The sequence below is a fragment of the Streptomyces candidus genome (genome assembly GCF_014207445.1).
GTDB lineage: Bacteria > Actinomycetota > Actinomycetes > Streptomycetales > Streptomycetaceae > Streptomyces > Streptomyces candidus.
In genome coordinates this window covers 161812-184003 of the sequence record NZ_JACHEM010000015.1, presented here as the reverse complement: position 1 = coordinate 184003, position 22192 = coordinate 161812, and the positions used below count along the sequence as shown (strand labels likewise).

Annotated in this window: 22 protein-coding genes and 1 pseudogene; 8 read left to right on the top strand and 15 right to left on the bottom strand. The window is 71.0% G+C overall.

The window, feature by feature from the left end; genetic code table 11:
* Nucleotides 1-42: 42 nt before the first annotated feature.
* The 9 genes from HNQ79_RS26505 to HNQ79_RS26465 all read right to left on the bottom strand — a co-directional run bounded on the left by HNQ79_RS26505 (nucleotide 43) and on the right by HNQ79_RS26465 (nucleotide 10830).
* The gene (locus HNQ79_RS26505) at nucleotides 43-2811 is read right to left on the bottom strand and encodes a helix-turn-helix transcriptional regulator (RefSeq protein WP_185035338.1); all 2769 of its coding nucleotides are present in this window, start codon (nucleotides 2809-2811) and stop codon (nucleotides 43-45) included.
* The gene (locus HNQ79_RS26500; RefSeq protein WP_229923668.1) at nucleotides 2808-3695 is read right to left on the bottom strand and encodes a carbohydrate ABC transporter permease; all 888 of its coding nucleotides are present in this window, start codon (nucleotides 3693-3695) and stop codon (nucleotides 2808-2810) included. Before HNQ79_RS26500 ends, HNQ79_RS26505 begins: the two co-directional genes overlap by 4 nt.
* Nucleotides 3692-4657 carry a carbohydrate ABC transporter permease gene (locus tag HNQ79_RS26495; protein WP_185035336.1) on the bottom strand — a complete coding sequence of 322 codons (966 nt, stop codon included), beginning with the start codon at nucleotides 4655-4657 and terminating at the stop codon, nucleotides 3692-3694. The genes HNQ79_RS26500 and HNQ79_RS26495 overlap by 4 nt, the downstream gene beginning before the upstream one ends.
* On the bottom strand, nucleotides 4657-5988 hold the full coding sequence (locus HNQ79_RS26490; RefSeq protein ID WP_185035334.1) for an ABC transporter substrate-binding protein: 1332 nt from the start codon (nucleotides 5986-5988) through the stop codon (nucleotides 4657-4659). The genes HNQ79_RS26495 and HNQ79_RS26490 overlap by 1 nt, the downstream gene beginning before the upstream one ends.
* Nucleotides 5989-6091: 103 nt before the next feature.
* Nucleotides 6092-6817 carry an alpha/beta fold hydrolase gene (locus HNQ79_RS26485; protein ID WP_185035332.1) on the bottom strand — a complete coding sequence of 242 codons (726 nt, stop codon included), beginning with the start codon at nucleotides 6815-6817 and terminating at the stop codon, nucleotides 6092-6094.
* A 64-nt stretch (nucleotides 6818-6881) separates the two neighbouring features.
* Nucleotides 6882-7196 carry a GNAT family N-acetyltransferase gene (locus HNQ79_RS26480; RefSeq protein ID WP_185035330.1) on the bottom strand — a complete coding sequence of 105 codons (315 nt, stop codon included), beginning with the start codon at nucleotides 7194-7196 and terminating at the stop codon, nucleotides 6882-6884.
* Nucleotides 7197-7242: 46 nt separating this feature from the next.
* Complete coding sequence (locus tag HNQ79_RS26475; RefSeq protein WP_185035328.1) at nucleotides 7243-7977, bottom strand: GPR1/FUN34/YaaH family transporter; 735 nt, start codon at nucleotides 7975-7977, stop codon at nucleotides 7243-7245.
* Between the two features lie 16 nt (nucleotides 7978-7993).
* Nucleotides 7994-9880: an amidohydrolase gene (locus HNQ79_RS26470; RefSeq protein ID WP_185035326.1), complete on the bottom strand. Its 1887-nt coding sequence runs from the start codon at nucleotides 9878-9880 to the stop codon at nucleotides 7994-7996.
* Nucleotides 9877-10830 (bottom strand): alpha/beta hydrolase, encoded by a 954-nt coding sequence (locus HNQ79_RS26465; RefSeq protein WP_185035324.1) that lies wholly within the window; start codon nucleotides 10828-10830, stop codon nucleotides 9877-9879. The genes HNQ79_RS26470 and HNQ79_RS26465 overlap by 4 nt, the downstream gene beginning before the upstream one ends.
* Before the next feature lie 86 nt (nucleotides 10831-10916).
* On the opposite strand from HNQ79_RS26465, the gene HNQ79_RS26460 reads away from it, so the two are divergent.
* Complete coding sequence (locus HNQ79_RS26460; protein ID WP_185035322.1) at nucleotides 10917-11168, top strand: hypothetical protein; 252 nt, start codon at nucleotides 10917-10919, stop codon at nucleotides 11166-11168.
* 141 nt (nucleotides 11169-11309) lie between these two features.
* Here HNQ79_RS26460 and HNQ79_RS26455 read toward each other — a convergent pair.
* The 3 genes and pseudogenes from HNQ79_RS26455 to HNQ79_RS26445 form a co-directional block, all read right to left on the bottom strand.
* Nucleotides 11310-11890: pseudogene (locus HNQ79_RS26455) on the bottom strand (Dps family protein).
* A 94-nt stretch (nucleotides 11891-11984) separates the two neighbouring features.
* Complete coding sequence (locus HNQ79_RS26450) at nucleotides 11985-12491, bottom strand: DoxX family membrane protein (RefSeq protein ID WP_185035320.1); 507 nt, start codon at nucleotides 12489-12491, stop codon at nucleotides 11985-11987.
* Between the two features lie 5 nt (nucleotides 12492-12496).
* Nucleotides 12497-13159: a hydrolase gene (locus HNQ79_RS26445; RefSeq protein ID WP_185035318.1), complete on the bottom strand. Its 663-nt coding sequence runs from the start codon at nucleotides 13157-13159 to the stop codon at nucleotides 12497-12499.
* Between the two features lie 565 nt (nucleotides 13160-13724).
* On the opposite strand from HNQ79_RS26445, the gene HNQ79_RS26440 reads away from it, so the two are divergent.
* On the top strand, nucleotides 13725-14321 hold the full coding sequence (locus HNQ79_RS26440) for a hypothetical protein (protein WP_185035316.1): 597 nt from the start codon (nucleotides 13725-13727) through the stop codon (nucleotides 14319-14321).
* A 242-nt stretch (nucleotides 14322-14563) separates the two neighbouring features.
* Here HNQ79_RS26440 and HNQ79_RS34830 read toward each other — a convergent pair whose 3' ends face one another.
* Both HNQ79_RS34830 and HNQ79_RS26435 read right to left on the bottom strand, forming a co-directional pair.
* A complete protein-coding gene (locus tag HNQ79_RS34830; RefSeq protein WP_376699996.1) occupies nucleotides 14564-14854 on the bottom strand; it encodes a DUF6355 family natural product biosynthesis protein in 291 nt (96 codons plus the stop codon).
* Between the two features lie 272 nt (nucleotides 14855-15126).
* The gene (locus HNQ79_RS26435; protein ID WP_185035314.1) at nucleotides 15127-16143 is read right to left on the bottom strand and encodes a helix-turn-helix domain-containing protein; all 1017 of its coding nucleotides are present in this window, start codon (nucleotides 16141-16143) and stop codon (nucleotides 15127-15129) included.
* A gap of 259 nt (nucleotides 16144-16402) precedes the next feature.
* On the opposite strand from HNQ79_RS26435, the gene HNQ79_RS26430 reads away from it, so the two are divergent.
* The 4 genes from HNQ79_RS26430 to HNQ79_RS26415 all read left to right on the top strand — a co-directional run bounded on the left by HNQ79_RS26430 (nucleotide 16403) and on the right by HNQ79_RS26415 (nucleotide 19797).
* On the top strand, nucleotides 16403-17314 hold the full coding sequence (locus HNQ79_RS26430; RefSeq protein ID WP_185035312.1) for a helix-turn-helix domain-containing protein: 912 nt from the start codon (nucleotides 16403-16405) through the stop codon (nucleotides 17312-17314).
* 165 nt (nucleotides 17315-17479) lie between these two features.
* Nucleotides 17480-18067: a redoxin domain-containing protein gene (locus HNQ79_RS26425; protein ID WP_185035310.1), complete on the top strand. Its 588-nt coding sequence runs from the start codon at nucleotides 17480-17482 to the stop codon at nucleotides 18065-18067.
* Between the two features lie 6 nt (nucleotides 18068-18073).
* Nucleotides 18074-18964: a cytochrome c biogenesis CcdA family protein gene (locus HNQ79_RS26420; protein ID WP_185035308.1), complete on the top strand. Its 891-nt coding sequence runs from the start codon at nucleotides 18074-18076 to the stop codon at nucleotides 18962-18964.
* Nucleotides 18965-19407: 443 nt separating this feature from the next.
* Nucleotides 19408-19797: a hypothetical protein gene (locus HNQ79_RS26415; RefSeq protein WP_185035306.1), complete on the top strand. Its 390-nt coding sequence runs from the start codon at nucleotides 19408-19410 to the stop codon at nucleotides 19795-19797.
* 502 nt (nucleotides 19798-20299) lie between these two features.
* Here HNQ79_RS26415 and HNQ79_RS26410 read toward each other — a convergent pair.
* A complete protein-coding gene (locus HNQ79_RS26410; RefSeq protein ID WP_185035304.1) occupies nucleotides 20300-20806 on the bottom strand; it encodes a DinB family protein in 507 nt (168 codons plus the stop codon).
* A 585-nt stretch (nucleotides 20807-21391) separates the two neighbouring features.
* Between HNQ79_RS26410 and HNQ79_RS34585 the strand changes: the two genes are divergently transcribed.
* Nucleotides 21392-21907, top strand: coding sequence for a winged helix-turn-helix domain-containing protein (locus HNQ79_RS34585; protein WP_185035302.1), 516 nt, complete (start codon nucleotides 21392-21394; stop codon nucleotides 21905-21907).
* Entirely contained in the window at nucleotides 21901-22122 is a 222-nt protein-coding gene (locus tag HNQ79_RS26400; protein ID WP_185035301.1) for a hypothetical protein, read from the top strand. Before HNQ79_RS34585 ends, HNQ79_RS26400 begins: the two co-directional genes overlap by 7 nt.
* Nucleotides 22123-22192 lie beyond the last annotated feature (70 nt).

Here is a 22192-nt window from a genome sequence, read left to right as displayed (position 1 = left end):
CCGTACCGCGCACCACACCTGGCACGGGGGCGCAGAGGTCACTCAGCCGCCGGTGACCGGTCCGGCGTCGCCCTGCGCGAGCACGATCCGGGCCAGGTGGACCCGTGAGCGCACCGAGAGCTTGCGGAAGATCGACGCCAGATGGGTGTTGACCGTGTGCGGAGAGACGACGAGGGCCTGTGCGGCCGACCGGTTGGTGTGGCCCGCGGCGATCAGCCGGGCCACCTTGCGTTCCGAGGCCGTGAGCGCGTCCCAGCCCTGGCCGGGGCGCGGCCGGCGGCCCCCGGTGCTACGGCGGGAACGGCTGGCGGTTTGTGCCGGATCGGCCCGCACCCGGTCCGCCTCGGCATCGGCCCCTGCCTGGGCGTAGATGTCGTGCGCCCTGGTCAGGGCAGGTGTCGCAGCGGGGTCGCCTGATGCGAGAAGAGCGCGCCCGAGGTCGGCGGACGCGGCGGCGAGGGGCAGCGGCCGGGGGCCGGTGAGCAGGACGTGGACCGATCGCTCCAGGAGTGCGTGGTCGGCGTTCACCAGGCCTGCGGCGTGGGCGGACGTCCCTTGTGCGGTCGGCACGAAGGGGTTGCGGGTGGCGTGTTCTGCCGCCTGGGCCGCGAGGTCCTGGGCCAGGGCCCGGTCCCCGCCGCGCAGGGCGATCTGCACGGCCTGGACGACATGGGGGCGCAGCAGCCGCCATCGGAGGAAGGGGTGGTCACGCTGCACGGACCTGAGCCGTTCGGCCGCTGCCGCGTGATGGCCGTCGGCGTCGGCGACGACGGCCTCGAAGTACTGGTGCGTGGCGTGGTTGCCCGTGTTCGGCCGCTCGGCCATGGTCGCCCGCACGACGTCCAGGTGTTCCCGCGCGGCTTCGCGGTCGCCGCGCAGTATCGCGAGGAGGCCGCGGTTGACGCGGATGTTGACCAGGTTGCCGGGCACGTGGAGGTCCGCTTCGAGCCGCTCGGCGGTGACGAGGTCGGCGTCCGCGTCGTCGAGCCGGCCGAGCCCCATGTGCAGGGTTGCCTGGGCCCACATCAGCATGGCGGGGCGCAGGGGTGCGTCGCCCGCCGTCCGGAGCAGTCGCCGTACGGTGTCGAAGTCGTCCACGTGGATCCGGGCGACGGCCTCCTCGGGCAGGAAGGCCGTGTCGAACACGCTCAGTGCCGTGTGGTGTTCGACGGCGGCGGCGCAGTCGCCCGCGTTGAGGGCAATCTCACCGAGGCCCCACAGCGCGAGGACACGGGCCTCACGGTCACCGGACAGCTCCGCCTCGGTGAGGGCCCGTTCACCCGCCTCGCGAGCGGCCTGGAGGTCGCGCCCGCGGGACCGGGCGAGGGCCTGCCGGGCAGTGAGCCGGGCGCGGACCACCGGGTCGGTGACGGCGACGAGTGCCGCTGTCGAGCGGCGGGTCAGCTCGTGCACGTCGTCGAGGTGCCACAGCGTGTCGCCGAGTACGGACTGCAGACGGGCGAAGACGTCCAGGGGCGGCTGCCGGGCGAGCAGTCTGTCGCCGGTGACCCGTGCCTGGGTGTACCGGCCCGCGCGGGTCAGCGCGACGATGGCCCGTTCTCCGACGTCGAACAGCATGGGCGCGTGGGGCGGTACGAGTTCCAGGGCGCGTACGGCCAGGTCGGCAGCGAGGTCGGGCATCGCGGCGAGCACGTCCGTGGCGGCCGTGCCGAGCAGACCTATCGCCTCCTGGTCGCCGGGTTCGGCGCTCTTCAGCAGGTGCGGGACCGCGTCGGTGGAACTCCGGCCCACCGCGACGAGCCGGCTGGCGGCCTCACGGTGGAGCGCCCGGCGTACGGAGGGGGCGAGATCGGCGTAGACCGCCTGGCGGAGCAGGTCGTGGCGGAACACGAGACGTTCGCCGTCGTCGTGGAGGAGGGCGGCGGCGATCGCCTCGTCCACTTCGGCGCTGAGCCCCCAGGCGGGCCGTCCGCACAGGGCGGCGGCGTCCGCGAGCGAGAACGCGCGGCCGAGGACCGAGCCGATCCGCAGGAAGTGAAGGGTGTCCGGCCGGAGGGCGGCCAGCCGGTCGCGTACACCGAGGACCAGCCGCTCCGGCGGCTCCGGCCCGTCGGCGCCCGACACCACGATGCCCGTGAGCATCTCGGTCGCGAGGAAGGGGTTGCCTCCGGCCCCGTCGACGAGTTCCGCGACCTGCGTCGGCACGTCTCCGCCGAGGACGTCCCGTGCCAGCTCGGCCAGGGCCGTGTCGGACAGCGGCCGCAGGGGGAGGGTCGTTGTCCGCGGCCCCTGCCCGTACAGTTCCGGGTCGTTCCTGCCCGTGAGCAGCCAGAGGACTGGGGAGCTGAGCAGCCGTGCCGGCATGACACTCAGGGCGAACCGGCTCAGCGGGTCGGCCCATTGGACGTCGTCGACCGCGACCAGTACGGGTGTGCCTGCCGAGCGTTCCTCGATCAGCTGGGCCAGTCGTTCGACGAGCCAGATGCGCTGGTCGTGATGGCCGGCGAGGTCAGCGAAGTCCTTGCTGGACAGCAGCGGCGGGTCACCGTGCAGAAGGCCGGAGGCCAGTGACGCGAGCGGTGCCAGCTCGTGCAGTTCCTCGGCTCGTCCGTGGCTGACGACGAACCCGTGGGCCCGCGCGATCGAGACGGTCTCCTGCAGCAGTACGGTCTTCCCGATCCCGGGCTCGCCCAGGAGCAGCGCGACCGCTCCTCCTGTGCCGTCCCTCACCGCCTCGACCAGGGCGCGCAGCTGCTGCAGTTCGGCTTCGCGGCCACGCAGCCCGGGCCTGCTCAGCCCCGCGCTCCCCGGAACCGCCAGGTCTCCTCCCTCGGGCCGGTGGGGGCTCATCCCTTGACCGATCCGGCGAGCAGTCCCCGCGCGAAGTACCGCCGGAGGGAGAAGAAGACGAGCAGCGGAACGAACGCCGCCACGAAGGCTCCTGCGGTCAGCCGCTGCCACTCATTGCCGTACGTCCCGGCCAGGCTCGCCAGTCTGACCGTCATCGGCGCGGTCTCGGCCGTCCCGCCCGACAGCGTCAGCGCCACGACGAGGTCGTTCCACACCCAGATGAACTGGATGACGGCAAGGGAACTCAGGGCCGGGCGGGCCAGGGGCAGCACGATCCGCAGCAGCAGCGTCCCGTGCGACGCGCCGTCGACGCGGGCGGCCTCGATCAGGGCCCGAGGGAGCCCCGCCAGGAAGTGGTGCAGGAGGAACACCGCGAACGGCAGCGCGAAGACCGTGTGGGCGAACCAGAACTGGCCGAAGCGCGCGGGACCGGTGGGATTCCACGCGGGCAGGAACAGCCAGCCCTGGGAGAACAGCTTCAGGAGGGGGACGAGGGCCATCTGGAGCGGCACTACCTGGAGCGCGAAGATGCCCACGACGAGCGCGTCCCGTCCCCTGAACTCGATCCACGCCAGGGCGTACGCGGCGAAGAACGCCAGCACGAGCGGGAACAGCACCGAAGGGAGGGTGATGACGACGGAATTGACGAAGTGCTCCGCGAGCCGCCCCGCCCCGTTCCCGCCGCCGGACAGTACCTCGCCGTAGTTGTCGAGGGTGAGATGCGGCGTACCGAACACGGTCCACCAGCCCGTCGTCTTGATCTCCTGCTCGGGACGGAACGAGGAGATCAGCAGACCGAGTGTCGGAGTCGTCCAGAGGACCCCGATCACCATGGCGATCGACGCGAAGGTGCGGGAGGCCAGCTGCTCCCGGACGCCGTTCACGCAGCCCTCCGCCGTGCCCGGAGCTGGTGGGCGACGAGGGGGGTGACGAGGACGAAGAGAAGTACGGCGAGCGCCGCACCGCGGCCGGTCTCGCCGTAACGGAAGGCCTGGTCGTACATCTCGTGGGCGATGACACCCGTACCGAACTGTCCACCGGTCATGGTCTTGACGATGTCGAAGGCCTTGAAGGTGCCGATCGCCTGGACGAGGACCACGACGAGCAGAGTGGGCCTGATCGACGGCATGGTGATCCGCCAGAAGATCTGCCGCCGGGACGCGCCGTCGAGTAGGGCCGCCTCGGTCAGCTCCCCGGGCACGGCGCTGATCGCGCCGGCCAGCAGGACGGCCGCGAAGCCCGCCTGTGTCCACACCATCACCACGATGAGGAACAGGATGTTCCAGGGAGAGTCCACGAGCCATTGCCTCGGTTCGCCGCCGAACGCGACGGCGAGCTGGTTCAGCAGTCCGATCTGCGCGGCCTCCGCGGGCCGGTAGGCATAGACGAACTTCCAGACGACACCCGCGCCGACGAAGGAGATCGCCATCGGCATCAGGACGAGGGACAGCGCGAACACTCGCAACCGCGACCGTACGACGGCCGCCGCGTAGAGCAGACCGACCGAGGCGGCCAGCAACGGCACGAGCACCACCCACGCCAAGGTGTTGCGCAGCGCCACCAGCGCTCCGGGGTCGGTGACCATCCACACGTAGTTGTCGAAGCCGGCCCATGTGTCTCCCCCGGTGCCGGTGAACGACAGGCCCAGGGTGCGCAGTCCGGGCAGGAGAAGACCGACCGTGAGCAACAGCAGCGCGGGGGCCAGCAGAAGCAGGGCCGCGGCCCTCCTCCGTACCCGCCCCCGGTGCAGCGCCAGCAGGAGCAGGGAGACCACCGCCGCGAAGGCGGCGACGCCCTGGAGCAGGTACAGCAGCTTGGGCTGCTGCGCGACGACGTCGAACGGCATCAGCGGCTCGGCCAGGACCGTTCGACGGAATCGGCGACCTGCCGGGTGCCGGCGCCGCCGATCCAGTCGACGGATCCCTTCCAGAACGTCCCGGCGCCGACCGAAGCGGGCATCAGGTCCGAACCGTCGAACCTGAACTGTGTCCTGGAGTCCTGGAGCAGCTGGATCGAGAGCCTGTCGACCGGGGTGGCGGCATTCGCCGGATCCACGCCCTTGTTCGCCGAGACGAACGGGCCCTTCTTCATGCGCGCGTTCGCGAAGTCCGCGGAGGCCAGATACTCCTGGTAGGCCCGTACTTCGGGACGGTCGGCGAACACCGCGGTGAACACCCCGCCGCCCAGTACGGGGCGGCGGGCCGGGTCGGCCCCCGGCAGGAGGAAGGCGTAGACGTCCTTGTCCGGTCCGATCTCGGTGCCCTGTGGCCACATGTCGGCATAGAACGAGGCCTGGCGGTGCATCGCACAGTCGCCGGAGAGAACCGGTGTGCCGGCCTCCTGGAAAGAGATCGACGCCATCGAGCGGGCCGGGCCGAAACCGCCGTTGGCGTACCGGTCGTTCTTGAGGATGGACCCCACGGTGTCCATGGCCTTGATCACCCGCGGGTCGTTGAACGGGATCTCGTGGGCGGTCCACCGGTCGTAGACGTCGGTGCCCTGCTGGCGCAGCAGGACGTCCTCGATCCAGTCCGTCACGGGCCAGCCGGTCGCCTCGGCGGACTCGATGCCCGCGCACCACGGCTTGACGCCCGACGCCGCGACCTTCTCCGTCACGGCCATCAGCTCGGACCATGTGCGGGGAACGCTCAGTCCCCTGTCGCGGAAGAACCTCGGCGAGTACCAGACGAACGATTTCACGTTCGCGACCAGCGGCGTGCCGTAGAGGGTGCCGTCAATGGTCGCGTAGCTGTTCCAGTCGGCCGACCAGCCCTGCTTCGCGAGAGCCACGACCCCGGCGCTCGCGGGCTTGAGCTTCCCTGCCCGCGCGAAGCGTTCCAGGAGGCCGGGCTGAGGGAAGAACGCCACATCCGGCGCACTCCCGCCGTCGACCCGGAGCTGGATCTGGGCCTCGAACTCCCCGTCCCCCTCGTACTGGACGTCGATTCCCGTGCAGTGCGCGAAGTCCGCCCAGGTCTCTTCGAACAGGTCGGCCTCCCGGTCCCGGTTCTCCGCGTAGACGGTGACCTTGGTGCCGGGGTGCTTGCCGTACCTGGCGTACGACCCGCAGTCGACGGCGGTGTGCGGCTGCGCACCACTGCCCTGCGGAACACCGCAGGCGGTGGCAAGGGCGGCGAGGGCGATGACGGCGAGCGCGAGCCTCGCGCCGAACCTCATGGGTGTGTCTCCTCCGATCGCCCGCCGAGGGGTCCTCGGGGGCGATCAGAAGCTACCAGCGCTCGAACATTATCGACTAATCGTTCGACCTTGAACGATCGGGTCAGTGGACCGTGGACCGGGCCGCGTCCTGGATCAGCTCCGCCACGGCCTCGGGCCGGGCGAGCATGACCAGGTGGGAGGAGTCGACCTCGACGGTGGTCATGCCGGCGCGCTCGTACCCGTAGCGCTCCACATCGGGGTTGATCGTGCGGTCGGACGAGGCGACCATGCCCCACGAGGGTTTGGTCTTCCAGGCCGCGACGGGCGCCGCCTCGGAGAAGGCACGTGCGGCCAGGGGGCGCTGGGAGACGGCGAGCACCGCGGCGAGGGCGGGGTCGACGTCCGCGGCGAAGAGGGCGGGGAACTTCTCGATCTCCACCGAGACGTCGGTGCCGGTCTCGGCGGAGCCGGCCACCGGGAACGGGGTGTAGACGAGCGCGTCGGCAAGACCGGAGTCGGGGAAGCGGCCCTGGAGCTCGCCCAGGCTTTCGCCCTCCTCCAGCGCGTATCCCGCGAGGTACACCAGTGCGCGGACATTGTCCTCCGTGCCGGCGAGGGTGATGACGGCACCGCCGTAGGAGTGTCCGACCAGGATCACGGGGCCTTCGACGGCGCGGATCACCGAGGCGATGTACGCGGCGTCGTCGACGAGGCTGCGGTTGGGCACCGCAGGGGCCACCACGTCCATGCCGGCGGCGGTCAGCTCGGGAATGACGCGGGCGAAGCTGGAGGCGTCGGCGAAGGCGCCGTGGACCAGAACGACGGTGGGGCGGGCGTGTCGGGACATGAAGGAACTCCTCAGGGGTGAAGGGGGATGTGGTTGGGGACAGGGGAAGGGGATGCGCGGTGCCTCACAGGCCGAAGCGGGCGCGGTCGGCCTCGGGCACCAGGCCGGTGTACTCGGGGTGTTTGCCGATCCAGCCCCGGATGAAGGGGCAGTACGGCAGGACGCGCAGTCCTCGGGTCCGGGCGTCGTCGAGGATCCCGCGGGCGAGCAGCCCGCCCAGGCCTCGGCCGGCGAACCGGTTGTCGATCTCGGTGTGGAGGAAGGCGATCTCGCCCTCCGAGAGGTGGTATTCGGCGAAGCCCGCGGTCTCGGTGTTGCCGTCGCCGCCGAGGATCTCGTAGCGGGACTTGTCGGCCCGGTCCGTCACTTGCGGTTCCATGGGTGCTCCTGGGCGGTCGTGAGGGTGACGGAGTGCGTGGCTGTGGTCAGAGCGTGCGGCGCACGCCCGCCTGGCGTTCCAGGTTGCGGAGCTGGACGGCCAGGTCGCCTTCCACTGCGAGGTGGGCGGGGCCGCTGCGACCGATGGGCAGGACCTGCTCGCTGCGCATGTCCTCCAGCATCAGGGCGAACGCCGTGTACATCGCGACCAGCGCCACCACGAGGCCGAGCGCGCCGGACGTGCGCGTCAGCCATTCGGCGCCGGTGATGCCCCCGAGGCCGGTGGCCGCCCAGCGGGGCAGGGAGACCGCGAGGACGAGCCACAGCGCGCGCTTGGGCCCGGTCACGGCGGTCATCAGGGCCCCGAAGCACAGGAGCGCCAGGTTGAACACGCCGAGGACCTGGAGGCCGTCGGCCGCGTCGCTGAGCATGATGAGCGCGTACGGCAGCCAGCTGCCGGCGAAGACCGCCATCAGCGTCGCCGCGATCACGTCACGGGCGCCGAACGCCAGGAAACTGACCAGAAGTTGGAGGACGGAGGCGGGAAGCACGGTGAAGGCGACTGCGGCGCGGGCCTCCTCGTCGAAGAGCCCGAGCTGGAGGCAGCCCGTCATCACGGAGGCGATGGCTATCGTGAAGAAGCCGAGCGGCATGGGTGAGGCGATGGGGCGCAGGTTGATCCGTGTCATCGACCGGAGGTCCGGTTCGAAACGGCGTTCCGGGGGCGCGTCCGGCGAGCTGGCCGGAACGTCGCCGTCGGCGGCGGAGGAGGTTGCGGACATCGGGTGGATCTCTCTTTCAGTGCGCGAAGCAGGGGTCGACGAAGGACGGCGTCGTGTCGGGGACGGAGCCGCGGGCGACGCGCCAGCGACGGTGCTGCTCGGACTCGGCGACGGCCTCGGCCACGGACACCGCCTGCTGAGCACCGTTCTGGTAGCCGCCGAAGTGGGCCACCGGACTCCACTCGGGGCTCACCGGCGGGACTGTCTCGTCGAGGCCCTCGTACTCGGCGGTCGCGTAGACGATGCGGCCGCCGACGACCGTGAGGACGGACTCGATGTCGGGGATGACGGCCTCGGACACGGTGAGGTAGTCGTCCGACAGGATCGCGAGGTCCGCGTAACACCCCTCTCGCAGTACGCCCTTGACGTCCTGTTCGCCGGTGAGCTGCGCGCCGCCGCGGGTGTAGAGGCCGAGGGCGGTCGTCCGGTCGATCAGGTTGGCGGCCGGGTAGAGGGCGGTGCCGCCGACGGTGCGCCCGGTGACCAGCCAGTGCAGTGCGACCCAGGGGTTGTACGAAGAGACCCGGGTGGCGTCGGTTCCGGCGGCGACGGTCAGTCCTTGGTCGAGCATGGCCCGGACCGGCGGGGAGTGGGAGGTGGCCTCGGCGCCGTAGCGGCCGAGGAACGCGGCGCCCTGGAAGGACATCCGGTTCTGTACGGAGACGGCCCCGCCGAGGGCGGCGATCCGGCCGAGGCTGTCGGCCGAGACGGTCTCCGCGTGGTCGAACAGCCAGCGGTTGCCCCCGGGAAACAGCCCTTCGGCCGCGAGCTTCTCGAAGACGGCCAGGTCGCGGCGGATCGTCTCGTCGTAGGTCGCGTGGAGCCGGAAGCCCCAGCCGTTCTCGAGCAGCAGCCGGACGGCGCTCTCGAATTCGCTCTCGTAGCCCGCGGCGAGTTCGGGCCGGGGTTCGGAGAAGTTCTCGAAGTCGGCGGCGGCCCAGGTCAGGTTCTCTCCGGCGCCGTTGAGCCGGAGCCACTCGTCCCCGTCCCCGGGCTTGACCGTCTCGGTCCAGCGCTTCAGGTCGGCGAGTTCCTGTCCGGCCGTCTGCGGGAAGAGGTGGTAGGCGATCCGGAGGGTCAGCTCCCCCGAGCGGGCGAGGTCGACGACCGTGGCGTAGTTGTCGGGGAAGTTCTGGAACCCGCCGGCGGCGTCGACCGCGGACGTCAGCCCGAAGCGGTTCAGCTCGCGCAGGAAGTGGCGCGTCGACGTCCGCTTGTCGGCCTCGTCGAGAGCCGGCGCCTTGGCCAGGGTCGAGTACAGGATGAGCGCGCTCGGGGCGGCGAGGAGCACACCGTTGGGTTCGCCGTCCCGGCCTCGTACGATCTGCCCGCCACGCGGGTCGGGGGTTTCCCGGGTGAATCCGGCGGCCTTGACGGCGGCGCGGTTCATCAGCGCCGACTGGTACAGGTGCAGGACGAAGACCGGGGTGTCGGGCGCGGCGGCGTTCAGCTCCGCGACGGTCGGCATCCTGCGCTCGGCGAACTGTTCGGCGGTCCAACCGCCCACGACGCGGATCCACTGTCCCTTGGGGGTGCGACCGGCCTGTTCGCGCAGCATGGCCAGGGCGTGACGCAGACTGCGCACCCCGTCCCAGCGCAGTTCCAGGACGTAGTTCAGGCCGCCCCGGATGACATGCAGGTGCGAGTCGTTGAGGCCGGGGATCACCCGGCGGCCGAGGGCGTCGACGACCTTCGTTTCCGGCCCGACGAGGTGGGCGAGGTCGTGGTCGTCACCGAGGGCCGCGACCCTGCCGTCGCGGATCGCGACGGCTCTGGCCTCCGGCCGGTCGGGGTCACCGGTGAAGACCTTGGCGTTGCGGACGAGGAGGTCGGCGTGCTCGCGCTCCCGGCGCGGGGCGGGGACCACGCCCGCCACCGGCATGCTCGTCGACGGCCCGGTCATGCGAGGGCCTTGCGCAGTGTGTCGGCGGCGAGACCGATGGCGAGTGACGCGCCCTGTGTCTCGCGCAGTGCGTTCAGCATCACGAAGTCGTGGATGACGCCCTGGACGCGCAGGGCGGTGACGGGGACTCCGGCGGCGCGGAGCTTCGCCGCGTACGCCTCGCCCTCGTCGCGCAGAACGTCGGCCTCGGCAGTGATGACCAGGGCCGGCGGCAGGCCGCCGAGCTGCTCGGTGGAGGCACGCAGCGGGGAGGCGGTGATCTGGGCCCGCTCGGCCTCGGCGGTCGTGTACTGGTCCCAGAACCACTGCATGGCATCGCGGCGCAGGAAGTAGCCCTCGCCGAACAGGTGGTACGAGTCGGTGTCACAGCTCGCGTCCGTGACCGGGTAGAAGAGGACCTGCTGGACGAACACGACGTCGCCGCGCTGCTTGGCCATGAGGGTGAGGGCGGCGCTCATGTTGCCGCCCACGGAGTCGCCCGCGACGGCGATCCGCGTGCCGTCGAGGTCCTTGTGGTGGCCCTCGCGGGCGATCCACTGGGCGACGCTGTAGTTCTGTTCGATCGCGACGGGGTAGCGCGCTTCGGGCGAGAGGTCGTACTCGGGGAACACCACGGCCGCCCGGGTGGCGACGGTGAGCTCGCGGACGAGCCGGTCGTGGGTGTGGGCATTGCCGAAGACCCACCCCGCGCCGTGGAGGTAGAGGACGACGGGAAGCGGTCCTGTGACGCCGCGGGGGCGGACGACCCGGGCGCGGACATCGCCGGTCGGTCCGCCGTGGACGGTGATCCACTCCTCGTCGACCTCGGGCAGAGGAACGCCCGGACCGCTCTGGACACCGTCCACGGCCTTACGGCCTTCGGCGACGGGGATCTGGTAGAGGTACGGCGGCTGGGAGGTGGCGTCGGCGAAGGCCTGGGCGGCGGGTTCGAGGATCGGACGGTTCTTCATGAGGGTTTTCTCCTTCTGGGGATGTACGGGAGGACGCGGGCCGGGGTGCTCGGCGGGTCGCCCGTACGGCGTCGAGGATCACGTCGGTGTCCACGCCTGGACAGGAGACGACCACGGCGTGCGACGCGTCCACTTCGGTGATGTGCGAGCCTGCGCGCCGGAGCATCAACCGCTCGGCTGCCGGCGGGAGGTTCTTGCCGGCGGTGGCGGTCAACGCCAAGGACGGGATCGTGCTCGTCCTCGTCCGCGATGGACGCGGCGATGTGGACGAGGGCCTTCACACGGCCGGGGCCGGCCCGGCCGGCGTCGTCACCGCGCCCGGTCCGGTGCCGTCGTGACCGCCTGTCGGGCCCCGTCGGCCGACCGGGCCTCCGCTCGGACGGCGCCGGGAGGCAGCAAGGTCCTGCCCGGCACGCAGGCACGGTAGGAGCACTCGCCGCCGCCCACGACGACGTCGTGCGGGTCGGCGTACGTGTCCGTCAGCCGCGCACCAGAGGGGTGTCGACGAGGTGCTCGGCCAGGAACCACACCTGCGCCTCGCCGGTGCGTACGACATCGGAGACGAGCAGGTCGGTGCTGCCCTCGTCCCCCTCCGCGGAGAGCCGGGCGGCGGCGTCCCGGGCGTCGATCAGGATCCGCTCGTGTGCGTCGAGGAGCCGCGATACAGCATGACGGGCACCGGCTCCACGCCGTCCGGTGGCCGGGGGATCGCCGTCAGTTCCGCGACGTGGCGCGGGTCCCCGACGGCGACGCCGCCGAGGCTCTGGACCCGCTCGGCCAGCGCGTCCACGATGACCAGCTGGGCTTCCGCGTGCTTGTCCAGCATCAGGTGAAGCGAGTAGAAGGTCGCGCCCCGCATGAGCCAATGGTGCTTCTTGTAGAGGGAGTAGAGGATCTGCGTGTCGGCGAGAACGCGGTTCAGCCGCTGGCAGGCGTACATGCGGGTGTCGTGGCCGAGCCCGATCGGCAACTGCTTGAGCGTGCCGAACGCCTGGGTCCCGGCGCCCTTCTGGTGCGACAGCGGCTGGCCGCCACCGAGCGGGGTCGTAAGGGTGTCCATCAAATGCTCCTTTTGTTCGGACGATGGGTGGGGAAGGGCCCGGCCGCCCGGTCGGGGCACACGGGCGGCCGGACCCGTTCTGTGCGGCTCGTGCTCAGCGGTCGGCGATCGCCGGGGCGGCGGGCCGGTGCAGGACGAGCCGGGTGAGGAGTCCGCTGCCGAGACCGGCCACGAGCACGAGCGCCGCCCACCACTGGGGGTACGGCGCGAGGCCGATGGCCGCGTCCAAGGACCAGGCCCCCGGTCCAGTGGCGGCGAGAGCGGCGGCGGTACCGATGAGGACGAGCGGGTACTCGTATCCGTCGTTCTGCACCCAGAGCCCGTGGCGCCATTTGACCGTGAGCGCGACCGTCATGACCCCGATGGCGCCGGTCGCGGCGAGCGGGGTCAGGAGGCCGGCGGCGAGCAGCAGGCCCGATCCGATCTGGCCACCGCCCGCCGCCAGGGCGGTGAGGGCACCGCCGCGGAAACCGTCCGCGCGGAATTCCTCCGTGCCGCCGTCGAGTCCCCTGCCGCCCAGGTGCGAACTGATCTTCTGCACACCGTGGCCGGCGACGAGCAGTCCCACCAGCAGACGCAGGATCAGAATGCCGGTGTCCACAGGGGTCAGCCGGCGGCGTGCGCGCCGATGACGCTCTGCGCGTACACGACGCCCAGGCCGTATGCGCCCGCATGGGCCTTGACGATCTCCATGACCGCGCCGTACGACTCCTGGCGCGCCCAGTCGCGCTGCAGCTCCAGGAGCACCTGCACCCAGGTCACCGGGACGGCTCCAGCAGCGATCATCCGCTGGAGCGCGTGCTCGTGGGCGGCCGGGCTGACGCCGCCGGAGGCGTCGGAGACCACGTACACCTCGTATCCCTGCTCCAGCGCGGACAGCGCGGGCAGCACCAGGCAGACCTCGGTCCACAGGCCGGACAAGATGATCTTCTTGCGCCCGGTCGCCCTCACCGCCGCCACGAGCGCCTCGTCCTCCCAGGCGTTCATGGACGTACGGTCGATGGCCTCCTGCCCGGGGAACACCTCGGCGAGCTGGGGCAGCAGGGGTCCGGAGAACGAATCGGCGGCAACCGTGGTCAGGACGGCCGGCACATCGAATGCCCGAGCCGCCTTGGCGAGACCGACGGTGCTGTTGATGATCGCTGCGCGATCGCCGCTCCCGGTGCCGAAGAACATCTGCGGCTGGTGGTCCACGAAGAGCATGACCGAGTTGTCGGGCGTGAGCAGATCCTTGCTGGGGGCGGCCTGCACCTTGTTGATGTCGAACATGAGGGGTCCTCTCGAAGCAATCGGTAACGTGCCCGCCGTATCCGCGGCTCGGCACTTCCTCAAGCTACGAGCGACCGGATCGACCGCTTTGACCTCCTGCGCCCAGGAGTTGGCACGACAGCGCACAACCGGTCAAGGACCATCGGCCGCGCAGTGTCACGGGCACGCGAACGGCGGGTTCGTCCCTACGGGCATCGCATCCCGGCCCTCCGGGCGGGACCACGGATCCCCGTCCGGGGGCGGCGAAGTGCGGGCTGCACCGTGGCACGGGCGAACCCAGCTCGAAGACCTCGTTCTTGACCGGGCCGCCGCTGCGCCCCGTTGCACCCTCCCTGTCGCGGCAGCACCGAGTCGGTCACTCGCCGCGGGCATGTCGTCCTCGGCTGCGAGGCCGACGCGCTGCGGGGCGCCCGGCCCGGCGACCCTGCGGAGCCGCCGGCTCCGCCAACGACTCCCGGGGGCCGTTCGGACCAACCCGGATGGCGCTCCCGAACCGCTCGGGGGACGGTGGCGGAGGCGCCGACGGGCCTGTCGGCGCTCCCGTCGCCGCAAGAGGAGTCACCCCATGTCCGAACGCAATACCGTCCTGCGCAGCCTGCACGATGTGGGTCTGGCCGCATGGTTCGGCGGCTCCCTGATGGGCGCGGTCGGCCTCAACTGCGCGGCGAAGGAGCAGGGCGACAGCTGGGAGGAGAGCGCCCGGACCGCAAGCTCGGCCTGGGCCAAATGGACGCCGGTCAACGCCGTCGCGATCGGGGCGCACCTGGTGGGCTCCAGCGGCCTGCTGGGCGCCAACGCCGCACGCGTCGCCACCCAGCAGGGCGTCGCCGCCTCCACCCTGGCCAAGACCGTCCTCACCGGCACCGCGCTGGCCGCCACGGCCTACGCCCGCGTCCTGGGCAAGAAGATCGAACACGCCTCCTCCCAGGACCCCCAGGACGCGAGGAAGGCCGACCGCCACCCGGTCGACACCGACCGGGCCGAACGCCACCTGTCCTGCGCCCAGTGGGCGATCCCGGCCCTCACCGGCGCCCTGCTCGTCCTCAACGCCCTCCACGGCGAGCAGCAACGCCCCGCCCAGCAGTTCCAGGGCATGTGGCAGCGGGCCCGCACACTGGCCCCGCACATGGGCAACGGCCACCACTGGCACCTGATGAACTGACGCACGGCACCCCGTGAGTTCTTCCGCGCCTCGCTGAGACCCACCGGTCTGCGACCTGGACTCCAGGTCCGTCAGTACCCCCGCCCGCGTGCGAGGACGGGCAGGGCGGGGTACAGGGCCCGGCAGGGCCCCTGCGCCGCTGTCTAGTTGCGGCGCCGCGCACCCCACCACGACACAGGAGCCTCAGGTGTGGCGGGAACGCCTCCCCGTCATCGGGCCGGTGGGCCCTCTGCGCACGCCGCTCAGTGAGGCGTGTGCGCGGACTTGTGGCCGCTCGGGCAGCCGGCACCGCCGATGTAGTAGGCGTTGAGGTAATTCGGCCCCGCGCCCGGGAAGTCCTTGGCGCCGGGGCTGACGCACAGGTGATAGTCGTTCCCGCTCCCGCCGCCCGCTACGTCTACGTGTACCCGTACCGTCGTAGGGCCGCAGTGGTTGTACCCGGCGAATCGCGACTCGCGGACTGTGTACCTGTAGAAACCGCATGGCACGGATGCGCTCGTGGCTGTCTGTCCCGCTCCGGGCGCGCGCTCCATCCCGGCGTGAGCCGCTCCGGGAACCGCCAGAAGGGCCAGTACGGCGCTTGACGCCGCCATTGCGGCGACCCGTACGGGGCCGAGGGAAAGCTTCATGGGCACTCCTTGGAAGGAGAAGGTCTCCGGTCCCTCGGAACTATGGGGAACTACCAGATCTACAGCAAGCTGTGAAGCTGTGCCTTAAAGGTGGTTCGCGGCTTGCCCCTTCGTGCGGTGACGCCTTGCGCGTTCAACTGGTTGCCTGGACGTGCGCCACGCACTGGAGCCAGGGCTCAATGGGCCGCGGCCGGGCCGCGCTGCTGGGCCCCGTCCAGCAGTTCCCGGCCCAGGGCGGTGGTCGTGTGCAGTACGGAACCACCGCGCCGGCTGGTAGTGATCAGACGCGCGTCGCGCAACGCTTTGGCGTGCTGGCTGGCGGCCGGCGGGGAAACCCCCAGTCGCGCGGCCAGCTCGGTGGTGCTGCAGCCGTCGGCGGTTGCGCGCAGCGCCGCGGCCCGGGTATGTCCGAGCAGGGCCCCCAGGGCTTCGTCTGCCGTGACGCCCCCCGGGTGCCACAGGGCGGTGCCGTTGGCCGGGTCGGTCACCGCGGGGACGGTCAGCCGCGGCACCACCGTGTCGTCGTACGGATCGTGCAACAGGCTGGACCGGTGCCAGGAGAACAAGGTCGGCACCAGGATCAGCCCTTGGCCTCCCAGGTGGACCTCCACCGGGCGGGGGTAGCGCACTTCCAGCACGGGCGGACGCCAGCGCATCAGTTGCGGGCTCAGCGAGGCCAGCAGAGCGTCGACTCCGCCGTCCAGGAACGTGCGGGCGTACTGCGCGCGCACGGCGTCCAGCCGCGTTCGGGCAGCCGCCCAGTACGGTGCCACCGTCGCCTGGTGGCAGGACACGAGACCGGCGGCCAGCAACCGCCGAGCATCGTTGTCCCCGTCGGCGACGGCCCGCGCCCATGACATGTGGGCGGGATCGACAGTGACGGTTCCCACCTCGCGGCGCATCAGAGTGGGGGATGCCCGCAGCAGGGCCTCCACGGCGTGGCCGATGTCGGGCGAGTCGCCGGCCAGCGCCAGCAGGTCGAGACCCGGGCCTCGGACGGGCAGCAGCGCGGTGAGGGGCCGGGCGTCCTTGCTCAGCCGGCCGGCCACGCTGGAGCGCCATCGCTGAAAGGGCAGCGGGAGCGAAGGCCGGCACAACATCTCCAGGCTGTAATACGTCTCCGCAGCGGCGCCGAGGGTAGCCGCCACCCGGGTACGGGCGAGGTCCTCCGCGGTGAAATGGATACGCAGCACCACAGACCCCCCGTCACGGAGCAGGGACACCTTCCGCTGCGGTGTCGTTCCCGGCCGCCGCCTCCACGGGGCGACCGTATGATCGTCGGACGCGGCGGGCGGATCCCGCAACACCCTTTCCGGACCATTCGCCCTGCGACGTTCCCAGGCTCAGGGTCCGGGTGCCGCACGCGCAGCTCGCTCGTCCGACAACGGGGATATGACTGTCTCTGCGCAAGACCTGGACTTTCCAGCGGCTGGAGGGTCCAAGATCCCACTCATGGACGACGAACGCCCCACCCTGCTCACCATCGGCCGGCTCGCGCACCGCACCGGGCTGCCGGTGCGTACCCTGCGCTTCTGGTCGGACGAGGGTGCGGTGCCGCCTGTGGCGCGCTCCGCGAGCGGCTACCGGCTCTACGACGCCGGGTCCGTGGCCCGTGTCGAGCTGGTCCGCACCCTGCGAGAGCTGGGCCTGGGCCTCGACGAGGTGTGCCGCGTCCTGGGCGGACGCGCCACGGTCTCCGAGGTCGCCGACGCGCACGTGGCCGCGCTCGACGCGCAGATCCGCTCGCTCAGGGTGAGCCGGGCCGTCCTGTCCACCGTATCGAGACGCGGTTCGACCGCTGAGGAGACAGCCCTGATGAACCGGTTGGCGCGGCTTTCCGCCGCCGAACGAGACCAGATCGTCGACGAGTTCAAGGAGGAGGTGTTCGGCAGTCTCGATCTGGACCCGCACCTGCGCGACCGCATACGCACCTACAGCGTCGAGTTGCCCGACGATCCCGCACCCGAGCAGGTCGACGCCTGGATCGAACTGGCCGAACTGGTACGGGAGCCCGCATTTCGCACCCGGTTTCGCACGTGGCTGGAGCTCAACACGCCCGCGCCGGGAAACAGCCGTCCCCCCGGCGCGTCCATCTGGTGGGCCAAGCACGTCGTACAGAGCGTCGTGGAGGCAAGGGGGCGCGGGGTCGCTCCCGAAGGGCGGGCAGCGGCCGAGGTGCTGTCCGAACTGTTCGGTGACGCGGACCGGGCTGCCGTGCTGCGCAGCCTGGAGGCCGGGATCGAGGCGCAGGCGGAGCGTTATCGCACGCTCGTGGCCCGTGTGCGCGGGCAGCATGCCTCGCCCGACGCCACCAGGGAGCTGGAGTGGCTGGCGCGTGCCCTGCGCACCGTGGATCGGGGCTGAGCTGCCGGCGCCAGTCGTGCCCCGTCGGCATTGGCGCGGGCTTCGAGGCGCCTCTGGTCGGCCCGGCTCGGCACCTGACGTCATCAAACCGTAAGAGCACCCCACCGTCCCGGTCGGAGCGGAGGATCTACTGTCACACTCATCCCCAGCACACAGGAGACTTCCATGCGCGCCCGCACCGTCCTCCCAGCAGCCCTCGCCGCCGCCCTGTTCACCCTCACCGCATGTGGTGCCGGCAGTGGCGCCGAGGACGCGGCAGCGGGCACCTCGCCCTCGAATGCCTCGTCCCCGGCACAGCCGTCCGCCTCCCCCGACTCGGGCGACACCACAACCGCCGGACCCGCGGTGCCACAGGCGCTTCGGTTCACCGCGACCACGGTGGACGGCACGCCCTTCAACGGCGAGACGCTTGCGGGCAAGCCGGCCGTGCTGTGGTTCTGGGCACCCTGGTGCCCCAAGTGCAAGGCCCAGGCCGCCGAGACCGCGAAGGTCGCAGCCGACCACGCGGGCAAGGCCAATGTCGTCGGCGTGGCGGGGCTGGACAAGAACACCGCCATGAAGGACTTCGTCGCCGACACGGGGACCGACGGATTCCCCCAGCTGTCCGACGAGACGGGCGAGCTCTGGAAGCGGTTCAAGGTCACCGAGCAGAGCCGCTACGTCATCCTCGACAAAGACGGCAGGACCGTCTACGAAGGGGTCCTGCCCGGGGGCAAGGGGCTGGCCGAGAAGGTCGCCGGACTGACCGGCTGAACCACGATGTCCGACCTGCCACTCGCCCTCGCGCTCACCGCGGGCATACTCGCCGCCGTCAACCCGTGCGGCTTCGCCCTGCTCCCCGCCTACCTGTCCCTCCTCGTCCTCGGCGACGACAGCCCCACCCGCGCCGTCGCCGTCGGCCGGGCCCTGACCGCGACCATTTCGATCACCGTCGGCTTCGCCGCCCTCTTCGGCATATTCGGCCTGGCCATCCAGCCCGTCGCCGGACAGGTCCAGGAACATCTGCCCTGGTTCACCATCACGTTCGGCATCCTGATGGGCGCGGCCGGAGCATGGTTGCTCGTCGGCCGCCGGCTGCCCGCCCTGATGCCGAAAGTCCGACGCGCACCCACGGTCACCCGCTCCGTCCCTTCGATGGCCCTGTTCGGTATGGCGTACGCCACCGCGTCCCTGGGCTGCACCATCGCGCCGTTCCTCGCCATCGTCGTCTCCGCGTTCCGCAGCGGCTCCACGGGTCAGGGCATCATCCTGTTCGCCGCGTACGCGGTAGGCATGGGTCTGATCGTGGGCGTCGCGTCTCTCACCGTCGCCCTCACCCGCAGCACCGCCGTGGGCCACCTGCGCCGCGCCGGCGCGCTCGCGCCCCGTATCGGCGGCGGACTCCTCCTCCTCGTCGGCCTGTACGTCGCGTACTACGGCTGGTACGAGATCCGTGTCCAGCGCGACCCCGCCACCACCGACCCTGTCATCGACGGAGCCGGGGCCGTGCAGCGGGCACTCGCGCACACCCTGGACAGTGCCGGGCCCGCCGTGATCGCCGTGCTCCTGGGCCTTCTGCTCCTGACAGCCTGGGTGATCCGTCGCCTGCGAGCGCGCCGCTCCTCTCGTACCCAGACCGGGCCGACCTCAGTTTCCGGACATAACGACTGATGGTCACGGCGCATCGTGTGACCTTTCTCCAGCGCGGTGGCCTTCGGGCACGCAGTGCTACCACTCTGCGAACACGTCCACCAGAGCTCGGTCAGCCGCCTGCCTGCGATCTGCGCCACCGGTGCGAGAACCCGTCCCACGTCGTGACGGGTTGGCGAACGGCTGTTTCGCGAACCGGGTGGATGGCCGGTTCAGGGTAGGGAGGATTTGAGCGCAGCCCCCCGCCTGCACCGGGTCCAAAAATCTCCACGCTCCGACGCCGACGCGTACCACCACGGGTTGGGCCAGCCTCAGGACCAGCTCACCGCCTACCCCCACCGCACGGTGTGCCAGCGCCTCCGCTGGACAGTGGCCGTAGCCCGCCCGGCTCCCGCCTCGGTTACCGTATTCCTCTGCGGGGTGCCATAACGGATGTGACGCCCCCTACCGGAGGTAGTCAGCGTATGAGTTCGAAGCGCAGCAAGAATCCAGCCCTGCCCGTACTTGACGACGCGTTCCGACTCGCGTCGGTCAAGGAGGCCGATGAGTCCACCCGTGACTTGGCCGCGCGGCTGGCCACCACCGAGCTGCGCCGGGCTTCCCACCCGGGCCGGGTCACCTGGGAGCCCACCGATCAGGCCGAGCCCGTACCGGTCCCGCCGACTGTGGTCGACGGTGACGGGGACCTGTGGCTGCGGGACCGGGGCACTGGCACCTGGACCATGCCCGAGTTCAACCCGAAGGAGTTCCCGGCCCGCTGTGGCGAGGTTCTGACGTGGAGCCAGCTTGCCTGCGAGTTCGGCCCGCTCACCGGACTGGCGGACGACCGCCGCGTCGGCGGCGGCCGGCGCTGACCGCGCAGCCTTCCAGGATGACCGCGCCCCCGAAGTGCCCGTTACGGGTAGCTGGGAGCTCCAGCTCACCGCCGATCCCGGCGAGGGCGGCGAGCAGGTGAGCGTGGAGGTCGGTCACGATGTTTCCACGTTGCAGCCGGATACGTCGTGGCTGTCCGTGGGGCCGGGGTGGAAGAAGCGGGTGTGCCGGAGTCCGGTCTCCGGAGTGATGTTGCACACCGCGCACAGGTGCTGCGGGTCAGCGCCGGTCCGGGGCAGCGCTCGGGCCTGGTGCGGGTAGAGCGCATGGATCCCGACGAGGGCAATCAGCAGCTTCCGGGGTTGGTCTCGGCCGCTGCGGCCGGACGCTGGATCGTTTCGGGGCTGAGCGGCAGGGCACCGAGCTGGGCCGGGATCCCAGGCTCACGCGGGCGCAGGGTCCGGCAAGCGCGGCTACCTCTTTCGCGGCACCGGCACCCTCGCGTCGCTCCGACTCCGGCCCCGCCGGTGATCTCCGCCGAATCTAGTAGCCGGTTGTGCCGTCGAGCATCTCGCGCAGGATGTCCAGGTGGCCGTTGTGGCGGGCCGTCTCCTCGGTGAGGTGGTGCATTATCCAGCGCAAGTCGACGTGGACGCCGTTGCGGATGGTTCGCTGAGCCTGCTTCTCCAGGTCGCTCCCGGCGACCAGTTCGCGGTAGCGGCTGCTCTGTTCGGTGTATTCGTCGAGCAACTGCGTGAGGGGGAAGTCGACGGCGATACGCATCTCGCGGTCGGGGTCCTCGTCCGTCATGGGGGCCCGGTCTTCCTCGCCGAGGAAGACCACTTGGAACCAGTAGTACTCGACCCAGCGGAGGTGGTTGATCACACCGCTCATGGTCATCAGCGGTGAGCCCGGCAGGAGAGCCCTGCGCGCGTTCTCCTGAGAGACGCCTTCGCACTTGGCGCGGGCGGTGCCACGTGCGTAGTCGAGAAACGTAGCGAGCTGGGTGCGGTCGTCCCACGCGGGGGGTGTGTCATTGATTCTGGTCATCGCGCGAAGCATCCCCGATCGCCGCGACCCTGTCGAGGCCGGCACCTCCTCCAGTGCTGCGGTGCCCCTGGACGAGCTCTTCCACGGGAACACCGTCTGCTTCCGAATGCCCGAGGAAAGGAACGGCGGCACCGGCTGGCGTTCCACTTCGCGGGACAGGGCCGAAGTCCACGGAAGCAGTGCTGCGTGCGCCCCTCAACGACCCGGAGTTCGCGCTGCGCCAGTAGGGCGCTCGCCGGTGGGCGGCCGGCCACCTCGGGCGCCTCCGGTTCGCCGCAGACGCAAAAGGGCGCGGCAGCACGGCAACTGACGGAACATCACGAATTTCGCGCAGCCGTTGTCTCCAGGTGGCGCGCGGCTCCGTAAAGGGTCCGGGCGCGCCGCGACGCGCAGGCCGACGAGGCGTTACCCGGGGTCGCACGACACAATCCAGCCATAGAATCCCACCTTCCGGAAGTTACATTCCGATCGCGATCGGTCACCGGTAGTGTCGATCGGGCGCAGGACGGACAACACCCGCCACGTGCGGTCGCGGAGCGGCGTGTACGCGAGGCGCCGCGGCCCCGAGAGAGGATGCGACTTCTCGTGAGCATTACCCGTACGCCCGGTCCCGGCTTCTCCCGCGGAACGGGGTTCCCCGCATTGCGGCGGGCGGAAGGCCCGCCGGCCCCGTGGCGTGAGCTGGCTCATGCCTCGTGGTTCGCACTTCCGCCCTCCGCGCTCCCGGCCCCGCAGGGCAGGCCTTTCCTGACGGGGTACCTCGTTCTCGTGCCCATGGACGCGGAGTCGCCGGACGCTCCCCCGGTACCGGCCGGCGCGCAGCAGGTCCAGGTGAACACCGACTCCCGCACCGTCACGGTGGCCGGACGCCGACTTCACTTCACCCGGCTGGAGTTCGACCTGTTCGCACATCTCGTCGCCCACCCTCTGCGGGTGCACACCCGCGAGATGCTGTACTCCGCGCTGTGGTCCTCCCCCGTTTCCGCGGACCACAGGACCATCGACGTCCACATCGCCCGCCTGCGGCGGAAGCTGGGCTCCCCGTACCGCAAGGCCATAGAAACGGTCCGCGGCGTCGGCTACCGCTACGTCGCGTGCTGATCCGCGCCGACGTCCGGGCGGGGCGCACCGGCGGCTCCGCGAGCGACTTCTCCGTCCGCCTGCGCCGCGCCCGCCAGGCACTCACCCAACTCCCGCCCGCCGCCTGCCTCGTGATCGCGTTCAGTGCCTCCGCGGTCTCCTCCGGAGTCATGATCTGCGCCACCCGGTTCCCGCCGAAAGGCAGACGGGACACCGCCTTCCGCCGAAAAGGGTGAAGCGCGCCCCGCGCACGCATGCCTGCGGCCACAGCCGCGCCCCTCAGCGGCCCGCGTCGGCGTGCCCCTC